The sequence below is a fragment of the Rhizobium sp. NZLR1b genome (assembly GCF_019685155.1).
GTDB lineage: Bacteria > Pseudomonadota > Alphaproteobacteria > Rhizobiales > Rhizobiaceae > Rhizobium.
Genome location: NZ_JABDWC010000005.1, coordinates 364,775 through 378,669, shown reverse-complemented (window position 1 = coordinate 378,669; position 13,895 = coordinate 364,775). Strand labels below are relative to the sequence as shown.

Genomic DNA, 13,895 nt, shown 5'->3' with positions numbered 1-13,895 from the left:
CGCCAGCCTCCTGCTCACGCAGCACACCGATGATCTGCTCTTCTGTAAATCTCTGCTTCTTCATTCGTCCGTCCTTCGTAAGGCCGGACTCTAATCAATTCTGGAAGAAATTCGCAGTGGCAGGTCAATCCTCGCTCGCAAAGAAATGTCCGGTCTCGATGTTGATGCGCCAGAAGCCAAAAAGGCGATAGGCAGCAAGCATCTGAAGGATTTCCGCATCGGTGATGCCGATGTGGGCGCGGGATTGCTCGGTCTTGTCGATGATGGGCTGTTCGAAACGAAGAGACACGATTCCCCCAGATCACTGGACGACGTGCCGACTCTCTTCCGATTCCTCAGTTGATCAGCTTCAATCGAATTGCCTTAGCTACCAACTGGGTGCGGTTGACGCAATCGAGTTTTTTGATCGCGTTCGTCATATAGGCATTCACCGTGTGGTCCGACAAAGTCAGGATCTGGCCGATTTCGATCGAGGTCTTGCCCTGGGCAGTCCAGCGCACAACCTCTAGTTCGCGGGTCGACAGCGCGTTATACGCGCATTCCTCGTTGCGCTTGACTGCATTGTATGCATCGAGTGCATGCAGAGTGATCATTGCCAGCTCATTGACCTCGCTCTGGCCAAGTGCGGCGCGCTCGCCGCAGAACCAGAAAACCAGGCGCTGGCCGTCGGCCGCAATGGTCGGCATGGCAACGCCTGCCGGTATGGCATGGCGCAGCATCAGGGCATGCAGTTCGGCGGGGAAGGCCTGACCGTTGAAAGCGTCGTTGAGGTGCCAGACCGGAGGGACGGCGGATTCCCTCAGCCGTAAGCCGAAAGGGCAGCCGCGCATCATGTGGGCGCGGTCGAATTCCCTGATATAGGCGGCCGGCAGCGAACTCTCGATCAGCAGGGGTTTCAACAGGAGGTCTTCCGGGGAGGGAGCGTGCATCAGCGTTGCATGCGACAATCCGAACGCTGCGGAAACCCGGCCCAGCGCCTGCGCAAACAGACTGCGCGTTCGTGCAATGGCAAGCTCTGCAGAAAGCAATGACTGTCTTTCAGAGGTAGTCATGTAAGACATTTGTACGCCCCCGGCAGCCCTAATGTTACCGCTATCAAACACAGAAAACCCGCCTGATGCTAGTCCCAATTGATTTGGTGTAAGTCGATTAACTCAAATTGTGAATAATTTGCCACGGTTGTTCGCGCATTGGTTGAGTGCTGAGGTGGAAATGTAGCGCTGCGGCATCTTCTACTTGCTTGATGTGTACCTGCAAGCTGCAAGTCGCCGTCTGAGAGAATCACTTCTGAAGAAGTCGGTACGGGAACTGGCGTAGGAATCTCGCTTGCTGCCCTTCAATGCAATTGATAAGCCTAAACCATGTATAACTGAGGCGATTTAATCGTGCGCTTTGCAATTGCCGTCATCCTGAAGTTTATGTTTTCATTGGTAATACTTGGTTTTCTTCTATTGAGCTTGTCGATCGGTGCCGCAACCTCGCAGGCTGCCGAGCAGAAGAAACAGAAAGGTCAGCCGCCGATGCGGTTCATCCTCGTGCGCAGCCTCCTGTGCATGGATGACTGTCCGGAATGGATATCGGCAGAAGGACGCATAACCTCCGATACGCCCGCGCAACTCAAAAAAATTCTGAAGACAATCGGCAACCGAAAAATGCCGATCGTCTTTCTTTCAGAAGGTGGTGAAGTAGACGCCGCTTATGCGATGGGCAGGATGATCCGCAAGGCCGGCCTTGAAACGGCTGTGGGCGGCACACGGCTGAAGGATTGTCCAGAAGATGATATGCGTTGCGATGCCGCTATCGCAAAGAATGAACCCACGCTTGGTGATACCTATTCCTATGGCGCATACTGCTTTTCCGCTTGTCCGCTGGTGTTTGCCGGCGGAACCTCGCGGGTCGCGTCGCAATGGGCATTCATCGGCGTTCACCAGATCACGACAATCTACAGCAAAGTGCGTGTTTCCTACCGCATCGAATACAAGATGGTGAACGGCAAGAAGACCGAAATCTCCCGCAAGGAGATGGGCCGAAAGTCAGCGGGGAGCAGCAGTTCCACCAAGCTAGGCAAGAAGGCCACTGCTGCTCTTACGGCCTATCTGAAGGGAATGGGCGTTAGCGCCGATTTGATTGGACTGATGATGAGCGCCACCCCTGACCGCATCAACATCGTGCCGGCCGCAGACGCACTTGAAATCGGTCTCACGACGGACATGTTGGCTTATAACGAATGGCCTGGCATGCCGCTCTGTGCTCCGGATGCAGCGGCCGAGGCCGTTTGTCATCGCCGTGCGGCGGCGGAGACGCCTGTATCCAAGGCCTCTGTGCAGGCTGCGGTCGCAGTCACAAACGAGACTCTGCCGAAAACCCGGCCGATGGACTTTCTGCTGATGTATCATGGCAATTGCCAGGACGAGTGCACGCAGTGGATTTCCGGGGATGGAGACATCACGCCGGATACGCCGGCTCGGCTGGAGGCGATCTTGAAAGCGCTCGGCGGAAGAAAATTGCCGGTCGTCCTTCAGTCCTATGGCGGAGACATGGATGCGGCTTTCGCGATGGGGCGTATTATCCGGGCTGCAGGTCTGGAGACCTCGATTGGCAGAACGCGGTTGCCCAACTGCCCGACGCTGGATCCGCGTTGCAAGGCGAGCATTGCCAAAAGCGGGGCGACCGAGGGCGAGGTTTCTGCTGGCGGTGCATACTGCCTTTCGACCTGTACGCTAGTCTTGATTAGCGGAACGCCGCGGCTTGTCGGATATTCCGATATCGGTCTCGTCAGACCCGCGAAGGCTGAATATCCAAAATTCTTCGCCTATTTCGACGAGATGGGCGTCAATGCCGAGCCTTACAAGACGATGATGCTCGCGACCTCGATTGAGCAAAAGACTATACCTCGTTCTCAGGCGCTCGAACTTGGCATTGTCAATGGTATCATCCCTTATGGTGACGAACCCGGTTCTCGCCTGTGTGGACCCGATGCCAAGGAAAGTCTTCGATGCCCCAGAAAAGCTGAGGCAGAGATCGTTCCTGCGGCTGCTTCGTTAAATTGATCTCCGCCTTGTCGAGGGCGAAGACACCCGAGGCGATCCTCAGGAGCTTGTAGCCGAAGGAAACGGCATAGACGGCGAGCGCCGCTACCAGGCCGATATAGAAGGCGACGAGGATCGCGATCGTTGACCGCCACTCAAACGCCCCAGCGTGGTGGCCGCAAGGCGCAGCGCTATTCACACCCCGCCGATATTTCGCTATCCCGATAAAGAGAGAACAAGTACCTCCGCGTCTGCGGAAGGCCGGGACGGGGAACATCCATGCCATCAATCAAATCCGATATCGAAATCGCGCGTGCTGCGGCCAAAAAGCCGATATTCGAGATCGGGGCGAAACTCGGCATTCCGGTCGAACAGCTCGTTCCCTACGGTCACGACAAGGCAAAGGTCAGCGCCGAGTTCATCGCCGGGCAGGCGGGCAAGAAGGACGGCAGGCTGATCCTCGTCACCGCGATCAATCCGACACCGGCGGGCGAGGGCAAGACGACGACCACCGTCGGGCTCGGCGACGGGCTGAACCGGATCGGCAAGAAAGCCATCGTCTGCATCCGCGAGGCTTCTCTCGGCCCCTGCTTCGGCGTCAAGGGCGGAGCGGCCGGCGGCGGTTACGCGCAGGTCGTGCCGATGGAAGACATCAACCTGCATTTCACCGGCGATTTCCATGCGATCACCTCGGCGCACAATCTGCTGGCGGCGATGATCGACAATCACATCTACTGGGGCAACGAAGAGAATATCGATATCCGCCGCATCACCTGGCGGCGCGTCATGGACATGAACGACCGGGCGCTCAGAAGCGTGGTCTCCTCACTCGGCGGCGTTGCCAATGGTTTCCCGCGCCAAGGCGGGTTCGACATCACCGTCGCCTCCGAAGTGATGGCGATCCTCTGCCTCGCCACCGACCTCAAGGATCTGGAGAGGCGGCTCGGCGACATCATCATCGGCTATCGCTTCGACAGGACGCCGGTGCATGCGCGCGACCTGAAAGCCGACGGGGCCATGGCGGTGCTCCTGAAGGATGCGATGCAGCCGAACCTGGTGCAAACGCTCGAGAATAATCCGGCCTTCGTGCATGGCGGGCCTTTCGCCAATATCGCCCATGGCTGCAATTCGGTGACGGCGACGAAGACGGCGCTGAAACTCGGAGACTATGTGGTGACGGAAGCGGGCTTCGGGGCCGATCTCGGCGCCGAGAAATTTTTCGACATCAAGTGCCGCAAGGCCGGGCTGAAACCGGATGCGGCGGTCATCGTCGCCACCGTCAGGGCGCTGAAGATGAATGGCGGTGTGAAGAAAGAGGATCTCGGCACGGAGGATATCGCGGCGGTGAAGAAGGGTTGCGCCAATCTCGGCCGGCACGTCGCCAATGTCCGCCGGTTCGGCGTTCCGGTCGTCGTGGCGATCAACCATTTCGTCTCCGATACCGGCGCCGAGATCGCGGCAGTGAAGGAATTTGTTTCGAGGCTCGGCGCCGAGGCGATCCTTTGCCGCCACTGGGCGCTGGGTTCAGCCGGCATCGAGGAACTGGCGCACAAGGTGGTGGAACTGGCCGAATCCGGACAGGCGAAATTCCAACCGCTCTACGGCGACGACATTTCGCTGTTCGAGAAGATCGAGATCGTCGCTTCGAAGATCTACCATGCCGGCGAGGTGACGGCCGACAAGGCAGTGCGCGACCAGTTGCAGACCTGGGAGGAGCAGGGCTACGGCAAGCTGCCGGTCTGCATGGCGAAGACGCAATATTCCTTCTCTACCGATCCGAGCCTGCGCGGCGCGCCGGAAGGCCACATCGTCACAGTGCGGGAGGTGCGGCTTTCGGCGGGAGCCGGCTTCGTCGTCGCCATCACCGGCGAGATCATGACAATGCCCGGCCTGCCGAAATCGCCGTCGGCGGAGCGGATTTTCCTGAACGAGCAGGGTTATATCGAGGGGTTGTTCTGATCCGGTGACGGTTTGCCGAAGCGCTCGAGCAGACGGCGCTCGCGGCGCTTTTCCAAGTCCGGATCGATAAACAGCCAGATGAAAAGGCTTTGCAGCGCCCCGACGAACAGCATTCCGATGGCAAATGCAATTCACCAGTAAAGATGAAGCCAATAGCGACGATCAGGAGAACCAGGATGACGTTCGCTATGATCTTCAATTGCCGCTGACCCCTCCACCTATTTTGCAGCTTCTATTTGGTTATTTCGCTGCACGATTCAAGCGAGGATCGCAGCCACCAAATGGTCAGTGGCAATAGCGATAGGCGCCCTTTCTTTCGATCACGTCGAGATGAAAATGGGTCTCGTGGGCGGCGTCGCTTTCGGGGTCGAGGACGGTGGTGAAATAGAGGCAACCGGCGGCGCTGACGGTGCGCTGGAAGGCGCCGGTCAATGTCGGGTCCTCGCGGCGGGAGCGGACGGCGACATCTTCGCCCTTTTCGAAATGGAAGCTTGCAATGTCGATGGCGTTGCCACGGGCATGTTCGGAAATCTTGCCGGTTTCGGCGCTGTTGCGCAGGCGGCAGATATAGGCCGATGCCTGATTGACTGTCGTCAGGCGGCCCTGCTCCGGCAGAGCGGCGGAGGCGGCCGGGATGACGCTTTCCTTCATCCAGCGGGCAAGGGCGAGTGCGGCCGGGCAGCGGATCGTCGCCTCCGGCTTCAAACTGATGCCGGGCAAAGCATCTGAGACGATGATCGGCTTGTCGATGCCGCAGCCGTTGCCGTCGTCGATGCGCGGTGCATCCTTGAATACGACGCCCAAGGCCCTAAGCGCAGCGGTGCATTCGGCGTGCTCGGCATCGCTTTCGGGTTCGATCGTCAGGTGCTGCTCTTCGAGTGTCTGTTCGGCCGGCGGTTTATTCTCCTCCGCCGGAGCCAGCGGGCCTTCGAGCCTGCCAGGCGGGAGCGGCGGACCTTGCATCGGTTCTCCCGGTGCGGGCTTTGCGGGTTCGGTGTTTCCTGGTTCGGTTTGGGGCGCCGCCGGCTGGTCTGGCGCCGGTACTGCCGGCTCCTTCATATCAGGCTTTGGCTGAGGCGCGGGCACATCGTCCGGTGCGGGCGGTTCAGCCTTGTCAGGAAGCGGGGTAGGGGTGGTTGCAGCACCGGTGTCCGGTCGAGGTTGGGGTAAAGGGCCGTGCGGGGGCAGGCGGGCGCCGGCAAGAAAGGCGGTTGCGGCGAGAAGGATCGCCAGTATCGAAAGTTTTCTCAACGCATCCGGTTCCGTCATGTCGATCGCGTAGGTGATAACGCATTATCGCGGTTTTCGTTGCAATTACGCAACGTCAGGAAAGATCGTTAAAACTTGATAGAATAATTCAACATAAAGTGTCGCTTTATGTTGACAAAATATCTCATGTTTTTTATGCGGCGAAAAGAAGGCGAAATTCAGCATCGCTTTCATCCGCAAAAGCCCAGCCAGCCCCTCGAGCGTTCGACGCGCCGCGACCAGCCAGCCCGGTAATCATCATGAGAGGTAGGTTATGATCGTCCGGTATTGGCGCTCGGTTCTATTGGTCTGCACGGCAGCCGCAGTTGTTCTTCCTGTTTCGCAGTCTTTCGCGCAAAGCGCTTCGGCCACCACGCCGCAAGCAACGGCCGACGACAGCACCGTCCTGCAGAAGATCGTCGTCAAGGGCAAACGCCTGGCGCCGGGCAGTGTCGCCGACACGCCGCTTGCAACCGAGATCACCGACAAGCAGCTGGACGAGAAACAGGTCACTAATCTCGAAGACCTCGGACGCAGCGTCGATCCCGGCGTGAATTTCTCGCGCGGCGATGCCGGCGTCAATCTGCGCGGCCTCTCCGGCGCACGCATCCTGACTGTTGTCGACGGCATTCCGATTCCCTATCTCTCGAACAGCTCGCGCCAAGGTGCCTTCGCGCCTGCCAACGCCAATGGCGGCGGCGATACGTTCGATTTCAACTCGCTCTCGTCGCTTGATATTGTGCGCGGGGCGGATTCGAGCAAGGGCGGCTCGGGCATGCTCGGCGGCGCGATCGTCGTCAATACGCTGGAGCCGGAGGATATCATTCCCGAAGGCCGCGACTGGGGCGCGATCGTCAAGTCCACCTATGACAGCGAAGACAGCAGCCTTTCCGGTTCGGCCGCCGCCGCCAAGAAGATCGGCGGCACGTCGATGCTCTTTCAGGGCGGCTACCGCAAAGGGCATGAACGCGACAATATGGGCGACAGCGACAGTTACGGTCGTTTGCGGACCGAGGCGGATCCCGCCGATTTCGACCAGCACAACCTGCTCTTCAAGCTCCGCCAGGAGCTGGAAGGCGGTCATCGCATCGGCCTGACGGCGGAGCGGTTTCGCCGCGATCTCCAAACCGACCTGAGAGAGCTACAGGGAACCGGGCGCACCTACATGATCGACAATTATGATGGCCGCGAACTGCGCGACCGCGATCGTGTATCGCTCGACTATGACTATGAAGCGCAGTCCTCAGATGCATTCTTCACCAACGCCCGGGCCACGCTCTATTGGCAGGATCTGAAGAAGGAGTCGGGCAGCCATGGACGCACAGCGGCCAATGTCGCCTACGGCCGAAACAATGAGATCGAAAATAAGACCTGGGGCTTCAACGGCACGGTCACCAAGGATTTCGAATATTCGAACGTCCGCCATTCGGTAAAAGCAACGCTCGACGCGACGACGTCGGCCTGGAACCAGTACAGCTCCGCGCTTTGCCCGACGCCGACCACGTGCCCTTCGCTCAACAATCAGTCGGAAGTGCCGGACGTAGACAGCAAGACGATCGGCCTGTCGATCGAAGACAAAATCGAGTTCGGCGATACGAATTTTGCGCTGACGCCGGGCATTCGTTTCGACTGGTTCAGCTATGATCCGTCGACGGGTGGCGGTTTTGCCAGCAATCCCGCGCTTGCAAAATTCGGTACGCTGTCCGATCGCAGTGATCAACATGCTTCGCCGAAGGTGCTCGCCACCTACGAACTGACACCCGATGTACAGCTCTACACCCAGCTGTCGTCAGCCTTCCGCGCCCCGACTGTCGACGAGCTCTATAGCCGCTTCTACAATGCGGGCGGCAATTATGCCCAGCTCGGCAATCCCGACCTGAAGCCCGAGACCGGCTATGGTGTCGAAATGGGCGCCAATTTCGACACGGGCGATTTTAACGGTCGCTTGGCGCTCTTCCACAACCGATATCACAACTTCATTGAAACGGTGACGAGCGTCAACGCCTCCACCGGCATCACGGAGTTCAACTATACCAATGTCAGCAGTGTGACGATCTCGGGTGTCGAAGCGAGCGCCAACAAGAGGTTCAACAACGGCATCAATCTGCATGCAGCGCTTGCCTATGCCTACGGCAGGAACGAGGAAACTGCCCAGCGCCTCCGCTCGGTCGCGCCCTTCAAGGCGATCGTCGGCGTCGGTTGGAGCAACGAGAATTTCGGCTTCGATCTTTCCTCGACGCTTTCGGCAGGCATGCTCACAGACCATCTCAGCACGACCGCCGATACGACCTTCGATGCGCCCGGCTATGCAATCGTCGACCTGACCGGCTGGTGGACGCCGGAACAGGTGCCGGGCCTGCGGGTGCAGGCGGGCGTCTACAACATTTTCGACCAGGAATATTTTAATGCGCTCGCCCTGCGCGACGTCAACCCGAACTCAGCCGCATCGCAGCCGCAAGATTGGTATTCCGAGCCCGGCCGCACTTTCAAGGTCTCGCTGACGAAAACTTTCTGATCGGGTCAGAGCAGGACATCAGATCGGGCGGCTTTCGGGCTGCCCTTTTTCATTACGCAATCGCCTCTTGCGTGGCGGCCGATCTCAGGCTAACAATTTTCCCATGATCAAGTCCTTGAACATTGCTGTTTGGTGGTGGGCTCGCTAAGGCGGCCTCGACCAATCGTGTCCAAAGACGACGAGTGAGCCGCCCGAAACTTCGAGGCGGCTTTTTTTGTTTTATGGTCGCCTGTCGTCCGGGCCCCGATAACGGAGTGGAACAATGGTAACGATCCTGCGGGATGATGGTGCGGAAATCTACGAGACCAAGGGCGGCATATCAGTCACGCGACAGCGGCGGGCAATCCCCTACGGCGATGCGGTCTCTTCCTATATCGACAAGCTCGACGAGCGCCGCGGCGCGGTGTTCTCGTCGAACTACGAATATCCGGGACGTTATACGCGCTGGGATACTGCCGTCGTCGATCCGCCGCTCGGCATTTCTTCCTTCGGGCGGGAGGTCTGGATCGAAGCCTACAACGAACGCGGCGAAGTGCTTCTCGGCTTCGTGATCGAGCGGCTAAAGACTGTGTCCGACCTCGTGCTCGGCGCTTCCTCCGCTCGGCGTCTCGACCTCTCGGTCAAGACGCCGGACCGGGTATTCACCGAGGAAGAGCGCTCGAAGATGCCGACGGTCTTCACTGTGCTGCGCGCCGTGACCGATCTGTTCTATTCGCAGGCGGATGCGAGCCTCGGGCTCTACGGCGCCTTCGGCTACGACATCGCCTTCCAGTTCGACGCGATCGATCTGAAGCTGACGCGGCCCTCCGACCAGCGCGACATGGTGCTCTACCTGCCTGACGAGATTCTCGTCGTCGACAATTACGCCGCCAAAGCCTGGATCGACCGTTATGATTTCGAAAAAGGCGGCGTGTCGACCGAGGGCAAAGCCGGCGATATCGCGCCCGAACCCTTTAAGCACACTGATTCCATCCCGCCGAAGAGCGATCATCGGCCCGGTGAATATGCCGAGCTCGTGACCAAGGCGAAGGAAAGTTTCCGCAAGGGCGACCTCTTCGAAGTCGTGCCCGGACAGAAATTCATGGAGCGCTGCGAAAGCAAGCCTTCCGACATCTCCAAGCGGCTGAAGGCGATCAATCCGTCGCCCTATTCCTTCTTCATCAATCTCGGCCATCAGGAATATCTGGTCGGCGCCTCACCGGAAATGTTCGTGCGCGTTTCGGGCCGCCGGATCGAGACCTGCCCGATCTCGGGCACGATCAAGCGCGGTGACGACCCGATCGCCGACAGCGAGCAGATCCTGAAGCTTCTGAATTCGAAGAAGGACGAATCCGAACTGACCATGTGCTCCGACGTCGACCGCAACGACAAGAGCCGTGTGTGCGAGCCCGGCTCGGTCAAGGTGATCGGCCGCCGGCAGATCGAGATGTATTCGCGCCTCATCCACACGGTCGATCATATCGAGGGACGGCTGCGCGACGACATGGACGCCTTCGACGGTTTTCTCAGTCACGCCTGGGCGGTCACCGTCACCGGCGCCCCGAAGCTCTGGGCGATGCGCTTCATCGAGAGCCGTGAAAAGAGCCCGCGCGCATGGTATGGTGGTGCGATCGGCATGGTCGGCTTCAACGGCGACATGAACACCGGCCTGACGTTGCGCACTGTGCGCATCAAAGACGGTGTCGCCGAGGTGCGCGCCGGTGCGACGCTGCTCAACGATTCCATCCCTGAGGAAGAAGAAGCCGAAACAGAACTGAAGGCCTCTGCCATGCTTTCCGCCATCCGCGACGCCAAGACCGGCAATTCCGGCAAGACTCAGCGCGACGTCGCAAGCGTCGGCAAGGGAGTCAGCATCCTGCTCGTCGACCATGAAGACAGCTTCGTCCACACGCTTGCCAATTATTTCCGCCAGACGGGGGCGACCGTTTCGACCGTGCGCACGCCGGTGCCGGAGGAAATCTTCGACCGGCTGAACCCGGACCTCGTCGTGCTGTCACCGGGGCCTGGAACGCCTAAAGATTTCGACTGCAAGGCGACGATCAAGAAGGCGCGGGCGCGCAACCTGCCGATCTTCGGCGTCTGCCTGGGGCTGCAGGCGCTCGCCGAAGCCTATGGCGGAGAACTGCGCCATCTGGCACTGCCGATGCACGGCAAGCCCTCGCGCATCCGCGTGCTGGAACCGGGCATCGTCTTCTCCGGCCTTTCGAAGGAAGTGACGGTCGGCCGCTACCACTCGATCTTTGCCGATCCCTCGACGCTGCCGCGCGAGTTCATCATCACGGCGGAGAGCGAGGACGGCACGATCATGGGCATCGAACACGCCAAGGAGCCGATCGCCGCGGTACAGTTCCATCCGGAATCGATCATGACGCTCGGCGGTGACGCCGGGATGCGGATGATCGAAAACGTCGTGGCGCATCTGGCACGCAAGGTGAAGACGAAGGCTGCCTGAGCGTAATTCCCTCGCCCTTCCTGTGTTGCGGGAAGGGCGGGCTTCCACCGAAGAGTTCGGTTGACTTTCTCAAGCAAATCAGAACATTTCAGGAACGATCAATCGGAACCCGTTGCCGTGGCCAGTGAAAAATTCATCGTTCTCCCTTACCGCAAGAACCGCGGCAACCTCGTACCCGGCGAAATGCGCCAGGCATCCAACTCCGTCAGCGCGGAAAAGATCGCTTCGGCGATGGCTGAGCGTTTCGTCGGCGTGGCGGCCTATGCCGTAATTGTTGACGAGGAAACCGGCGACATGTCCTCGCCGCGGCTGCTCGCGCGATATGGCGAGATTGCCGATCTCAACGCCGCCTGAAGCATCTTTCTGCCATGGAGACATCGCTTTACCTGCCCGTCAAAGCCTTCCTGGAGGCGGCCGGTTATGTCGTGAAGGGCGAGGTCGGAAAGTGCGATCTCGTTGGCTTGAGCGATGGCGAGCCGCCGGTCGTGGTGGTCTGCGAACTGAAACTCTCCTTCAACCTCGAACTGCTTCTGCAGGCGGTCGACCGCGCGGCGATGAGCGATGAAGTCTGGATCGCGGCGCGTGTTTCCGCCAAGGGCCGCGGGCGGGAGGCCGACAGGCGTTACCGCGACCTCTGCCGGCGGCTCGGTATCGGCATGCTCGGCGTCTCCGATGGCGGCGAGGTCAGCATTATCGTCGGTTCCATTTCACCGATGCCGCGGACCAACCCAAAAAGGCGCTCGCGCCTCGTCAGCGAGCACAAGCGCCGCCGTGGGGATCCTGCGGTCGGTGGTGGTTCGCGAGCGCCGATCATGACCGCTTATCGCCAGCAGGCACTGCTCTGCGCCTCAGCACTCGAACGTGGTCTGGTACGACCGCGGGAGATGAGGGCGCTTGCGGCGAATGCCGGCCCGATCCTGCGCGACAACGTCTACGGATGGTTCGAGCGTGTAGAGAAGGGTATCTACGCCCTGACGCCCGCAGGGCAGGCCGCGCTCTTGCGCTGGCCGCAACCTGTCCTTTCCGACCCGGCCCCTTGAACCGCCCGGCACCCGCCATCGGAGGTTACGCAGCTCTCAATCGGGGAGGCACCGCCTGTGAACGACGTTTCATTCCCTTTGACAAACCCTCCTTCATCGCCCATATCACCCTCAATCTGAACCGCCTTCGCGATCGTCGCGTGGGCGGTTTTGCGTTTCAACGGCTTGAGAGCTGCAATTCATTCGCAACCGCAGGGGGACGATATGAGTGACAACGGCGACCTTACGGTTCGGACGCTGGCGATGTGGGGGATACCGCTGTCGCTTGGCGTCATGGGCCTAAAGATGGTGGCGTGGTGGGTCACCGGGTCGGTGGCGCTGCTGTCGGACGGCCTCGAATCGACGGTCAACGTCGTTGCCGCCTTCATCGCCTTTTTCGTCATTCGCTATGCGCAGAAGCCGGCCGATCACGACCATCCCTTCGGCCATCACAAGGCGGAATATCTGTCGGCCGTTACCGAGGGCGTGCTGATCGTCGTCGCCGCACTGTTGATCGTCAACGAGGCGGTCGGTTACCTCGCCGAGCCGCGCATGCTCGACGCACCTGTGCTCGGCCTTGCGATCAATGTCGCGGCCGGCGTCATCAATGCGGTCTGGGCGCGGCTGTTGATCCGGACCGGGCGCAGGTATCGCTCGGCCGCACTTGCCGCAGACGGGCAGCATATCATGTCCGATGTGGTGACCTCAGTCGGCGTGCTCGTCGGCCTGCTGCTGGCGCTGGCGACGGGTTATGCGATCTTCGATCCGGTGCTTGCCATTCTCGTCGCCGTCAACATCCTTTATCAAGGCTGGAGGGTGATCTCACAATCGATCGGCGGGCTGATGGATCAGGCGGTCGAGCCGCAGGAGGAGGAGGCGATCAAGCAGGCGATCGCTACCCACGCGGCGGGTTCGATCGGCGTGCACGACCTGAAGACGAGGCGGGCGGGTACCGTGACCTTCATCGATTTTCATATGGTGGTGCCAGGCGGCATGTCGGTACGCCAGGCGCATGATATCTGCGACCGCCTTGAGGATGCCATCAGGGCGGTGCACGAGGGCGCCACCATTGCAATTCATGTGGAGCCGGAGGGCGAAAAGGCTCACGGCATCCGCGTCAAGGTCGTCAAGGAGGCATGATGCCGAATACCGATACCTCCAGCCTGTCGATGCTGGGCCAGCAAACCGAAACCGCGCGGTCGCCGGAGGCGGCGGTGCTTGAAAAAGTGCCGTCCAACCATGCCGGCACCGATTACGTGGTGCGCTTCACCGCGCCGGAATTCACCTCGCTCTGCCCGATGACCGGGCAGCCGGATTTCGCCCATATCGTCATCGACTACATTCCCGGCGAATGGCTGGTGGAATCGAAGTCGCTGAAGCTCTTCTTGCATTCCTTCCGCAATCACGGCGCTTTTCATGAGGATTGCTCGATCTACATTGCCAAGCGCATCGTCGAGCTGCTCGATCCCAGGTGGTTGAGGATCGGCGCCTACTGGTATCCGCGCGGCGGCATTCCAATCGACGTGTTCTGGCAGACGGGCACGCCGCCGGAAGGGGTGTGGCTGCCGGAGCAGGGCGTCGCCACCTATCGCGGGCGCGGGTGAGCTGCGGTCGGGCGAAGCCCGAGCAATCGATCCAGTGAATCGATTGCAGCAGCGAACGCCCTGAGCTTA

The 13,895-nt window shown here is 60.0% G+C and carries 10 protein-coding genes and 2 pseudogenes; 8 read left to right on the top strand and 4 right to left on the bottom strand.

The genetic code is table 11. The features are described 5' to 3' along the window. Nucleotides 1–127: 127 nt before the first annotated feature. Together HJB84_RS10585 and HJB84_RS10580 are read right to left on the bottom strand one after the other, a co-directional pair. Nucleotides 128–289: pseudogene (locus HJB84_RS10585) on the bottom strand (diguanylate cyclase); the annotation flags it as partial. A gap of 46 nt (nucleotides 290–335) precedes the next feature. Beyond that, nucleotides 336–1,061 (bottom strand): LuxR family transcriptional regulator, encoded by a 726-nt coding sequence (locus HJB84_RS10580; protein ID WP_207581334.1) that lies wholly within the window; start codon nucleotides 1,059–1,061, stop codon nucleotides 336–338. A gap of 357 nt (nucleotides 1,062–1,418) precedes the next feature. Between HJB84_RS10580 and HJB84_RS10575 the strand changes: the two genes are divergently transcribed. Beyond that, nucleotides 1,419–3,050 (top strand): hypothetical protein, encoded by a 1,632-nt coding sequence (locus HJB84_RS10575; protein WP_259671062.1) that lies wholly within the window; start codon nucleotides 1,419–1,421, stop codon nucleotides 3,048–3,050. A gap of 258 nt (nucleotides 3,051–3,308) precedes the next feature. Further along, nucleotides 3,309–4,988, top strand: coding sequence for a formate--tetrahydrofolate ligase (locus HJB84_RS10570; RefSeq protein WP_221115874.1), 1,680 nt, complete (start codon nucleotides 3,309–3,311; stop codon nucleotides 4,986–4,988). Here the strand turns inward: HJB84_RS10570 and HJB84_RS10565 are convergent. Both HJB84_RS10565 and HJB84_RS10560 read right to left on the bottom strand, forming a co-directional pair. Continuing rightward, nucleotides 4,967–5,187: pseudogene (locus HJB84_RS10565) on the bottom strand (hypothetical protein). The gene HJB84_RS10570 and the pseudogene HJB84_RS10565 overlap by 22 nt on opposite strands. 86 nt (nucleotides 5,188–5,273) lie before the next feature. Next, nucleotides 5,274–6,257: an extensin family protein gene (locus tag HJB84_RS10560; RefSeq protein ID WP_221115873.1), complete on the bottom strand. Its 984-nt coding sequence runs from the start codon at nucleotides 6,255–6,257 to the stop codon at nucleotides 5,274–5,276. Nucleotides 6,258–6,510: 253 nt separating this feature from the next. On the opposite strand from HJB84_RS10560, the gene HJB84_RS10555 reads away from it, so the two are divergent. The 6 genes from HJB84_RS10555 (at nucleotide 6,511) to queF (ending at nucleotide 13,826) form a co-directional block, all read left to right on the top strand. After that, the gene (locus tag HJB84_RS10555; RefSeq protein ID WP_207581330.1) at nucleotides 6,511–8,751 is read left to right on the top strand and encodes a TonB-dependent hemoglobin/transferrin/lactoferrin family receptor; all 2,241 of its coding nucleotides are present in this window, start codon (nucleotides 6,511–6,513) and stop codon (nucleotides 8,749–8,751) included. 262 nt (nucleotides 8,752–9,013) lie between these two features. Then, nucleotides 9,014–11,203 (top strand): anthranilate synthase, encoded by a 2,190-nt coding sequence (locus HJB84_RS10550; RefSeq protein WP_221115872.1) that lies wholly within the window; start codon nucleotides 9,014–9,016, stop codon nucleotides 11,201–11,203. A 117-nt stretch (nucleotides 11,204–11,320) separates the two neighbouring features. Further along, nucleotides 11,321–11,557, top strand: coding sequence for a hypothetical protein (locus HJB84_RS10545; protein WP_037078786.1), 237 nt, complete (start codon nucleotides 11,321–11,323; stop codon nucleotides 11,555–11,557). A gap of 14 nt (nucleotides 11,558–11,571) precedes the next feature. Next, complete coding sequence (locus tag HJB84_RS10540) at nucleotides 11,572–12,243, top strand: DUF2161 domain-containing phosphodiesterase (protein WP_221115871.1); 672 nt, start codon at nucleotides 11,572–11,574, stop codon at nucleotides 12,241–12,243. A 204-nt stretch (nucleotides 12,244–12,447) separates the two neighbouring features. Next, nucleotides 12,448–13,362 carry a cation diffusion facilitator family transporter gene (gene emfA / locus HJB84_RS10535; RefSeq protein ID WP_221115870.1) on the top strand — a complete coding sequence of 305 codons (915 nt, stop codon included), beginning with the start codon at nucleotides 12,448–12,450 and terminating at the stop codon, nucleotides 13,360–13,362. Next, a complete protein-coding gene (queF, locus tag HJB84_RS10530; RefSeq protein WP_207581326.1) occupies nucleotides 13,362–13,826 on the top strand; it encodes a preQ(1) synthase in 465 nt (154 codons plus the stop codon). The genes emfA and queF overlap by 1 nt, the downstream gene beginning before the upstream one ends. Nucleotides 13,827–13,895: the final 69 nt, after the last annotated feature.

Coding starts and splice junctions, on each gene's coding strand:
- HJB84_RS10570 (WP_221115874.1), top strand. CDS start 3,309: ATGCCATCAATCAAATCCGATATCGAAATCGCGCGTGCTGCGGCCAAA.
- HJB84_RS10555 (WP_207581330.1), top strand. CDS start 6,511: ATGATCGTCCGGTATTGGCGCTCGGTTCTATTGGTCTGCACGGCAGCC.
- queF (WP_207581326.1), top strand. CDS start 13,362: ATGCCGAATACCGATACCTCCAGCCTGTCGATGCTGGGCCAGCAAACC.
- HJB84_RS10575 (WP_259671062.1), top strand. CDS start 1,419: ATGTTTTCATTGGTAATACTTGGTTTTCTTCTATTGAGCTTGTCGATC.
- HJB84_RS10580 (WP_207581334.1), bottom strand. CDS start 1,061: ATGTCTTACATGACTACCTCTGAAAGACAGTCATTGCTTTCTGCAGAG.
- HJB84_RS10550 (WP_221115872.1), top strand. CDS start 9,014: ATGGTAACGATCCTGCGGGATGATGGTGCGGAAATCTACGAGACCAAG.
- HJB84_RS10560 (WP_221115873.1), bottom strand. CDS start 6,257: ATGACGGAACCGGATGCGTTGAGAAAACTTTCGATACTGGCGATCCTT.
- emfA (WP_221115870.1), top strand. CDS start 12,448: ATGAGTGACAACGGCGACCTTACGGTTCGGACGCTGGCGATGTGGGGG.
- HJB84_RS10540 (WP_221115871.1), top strand. CDS start 11,572: ATGGAGACATCGCTTTACCTGCCCGTCAAAGCCTTCCTGGAGGCGGCC.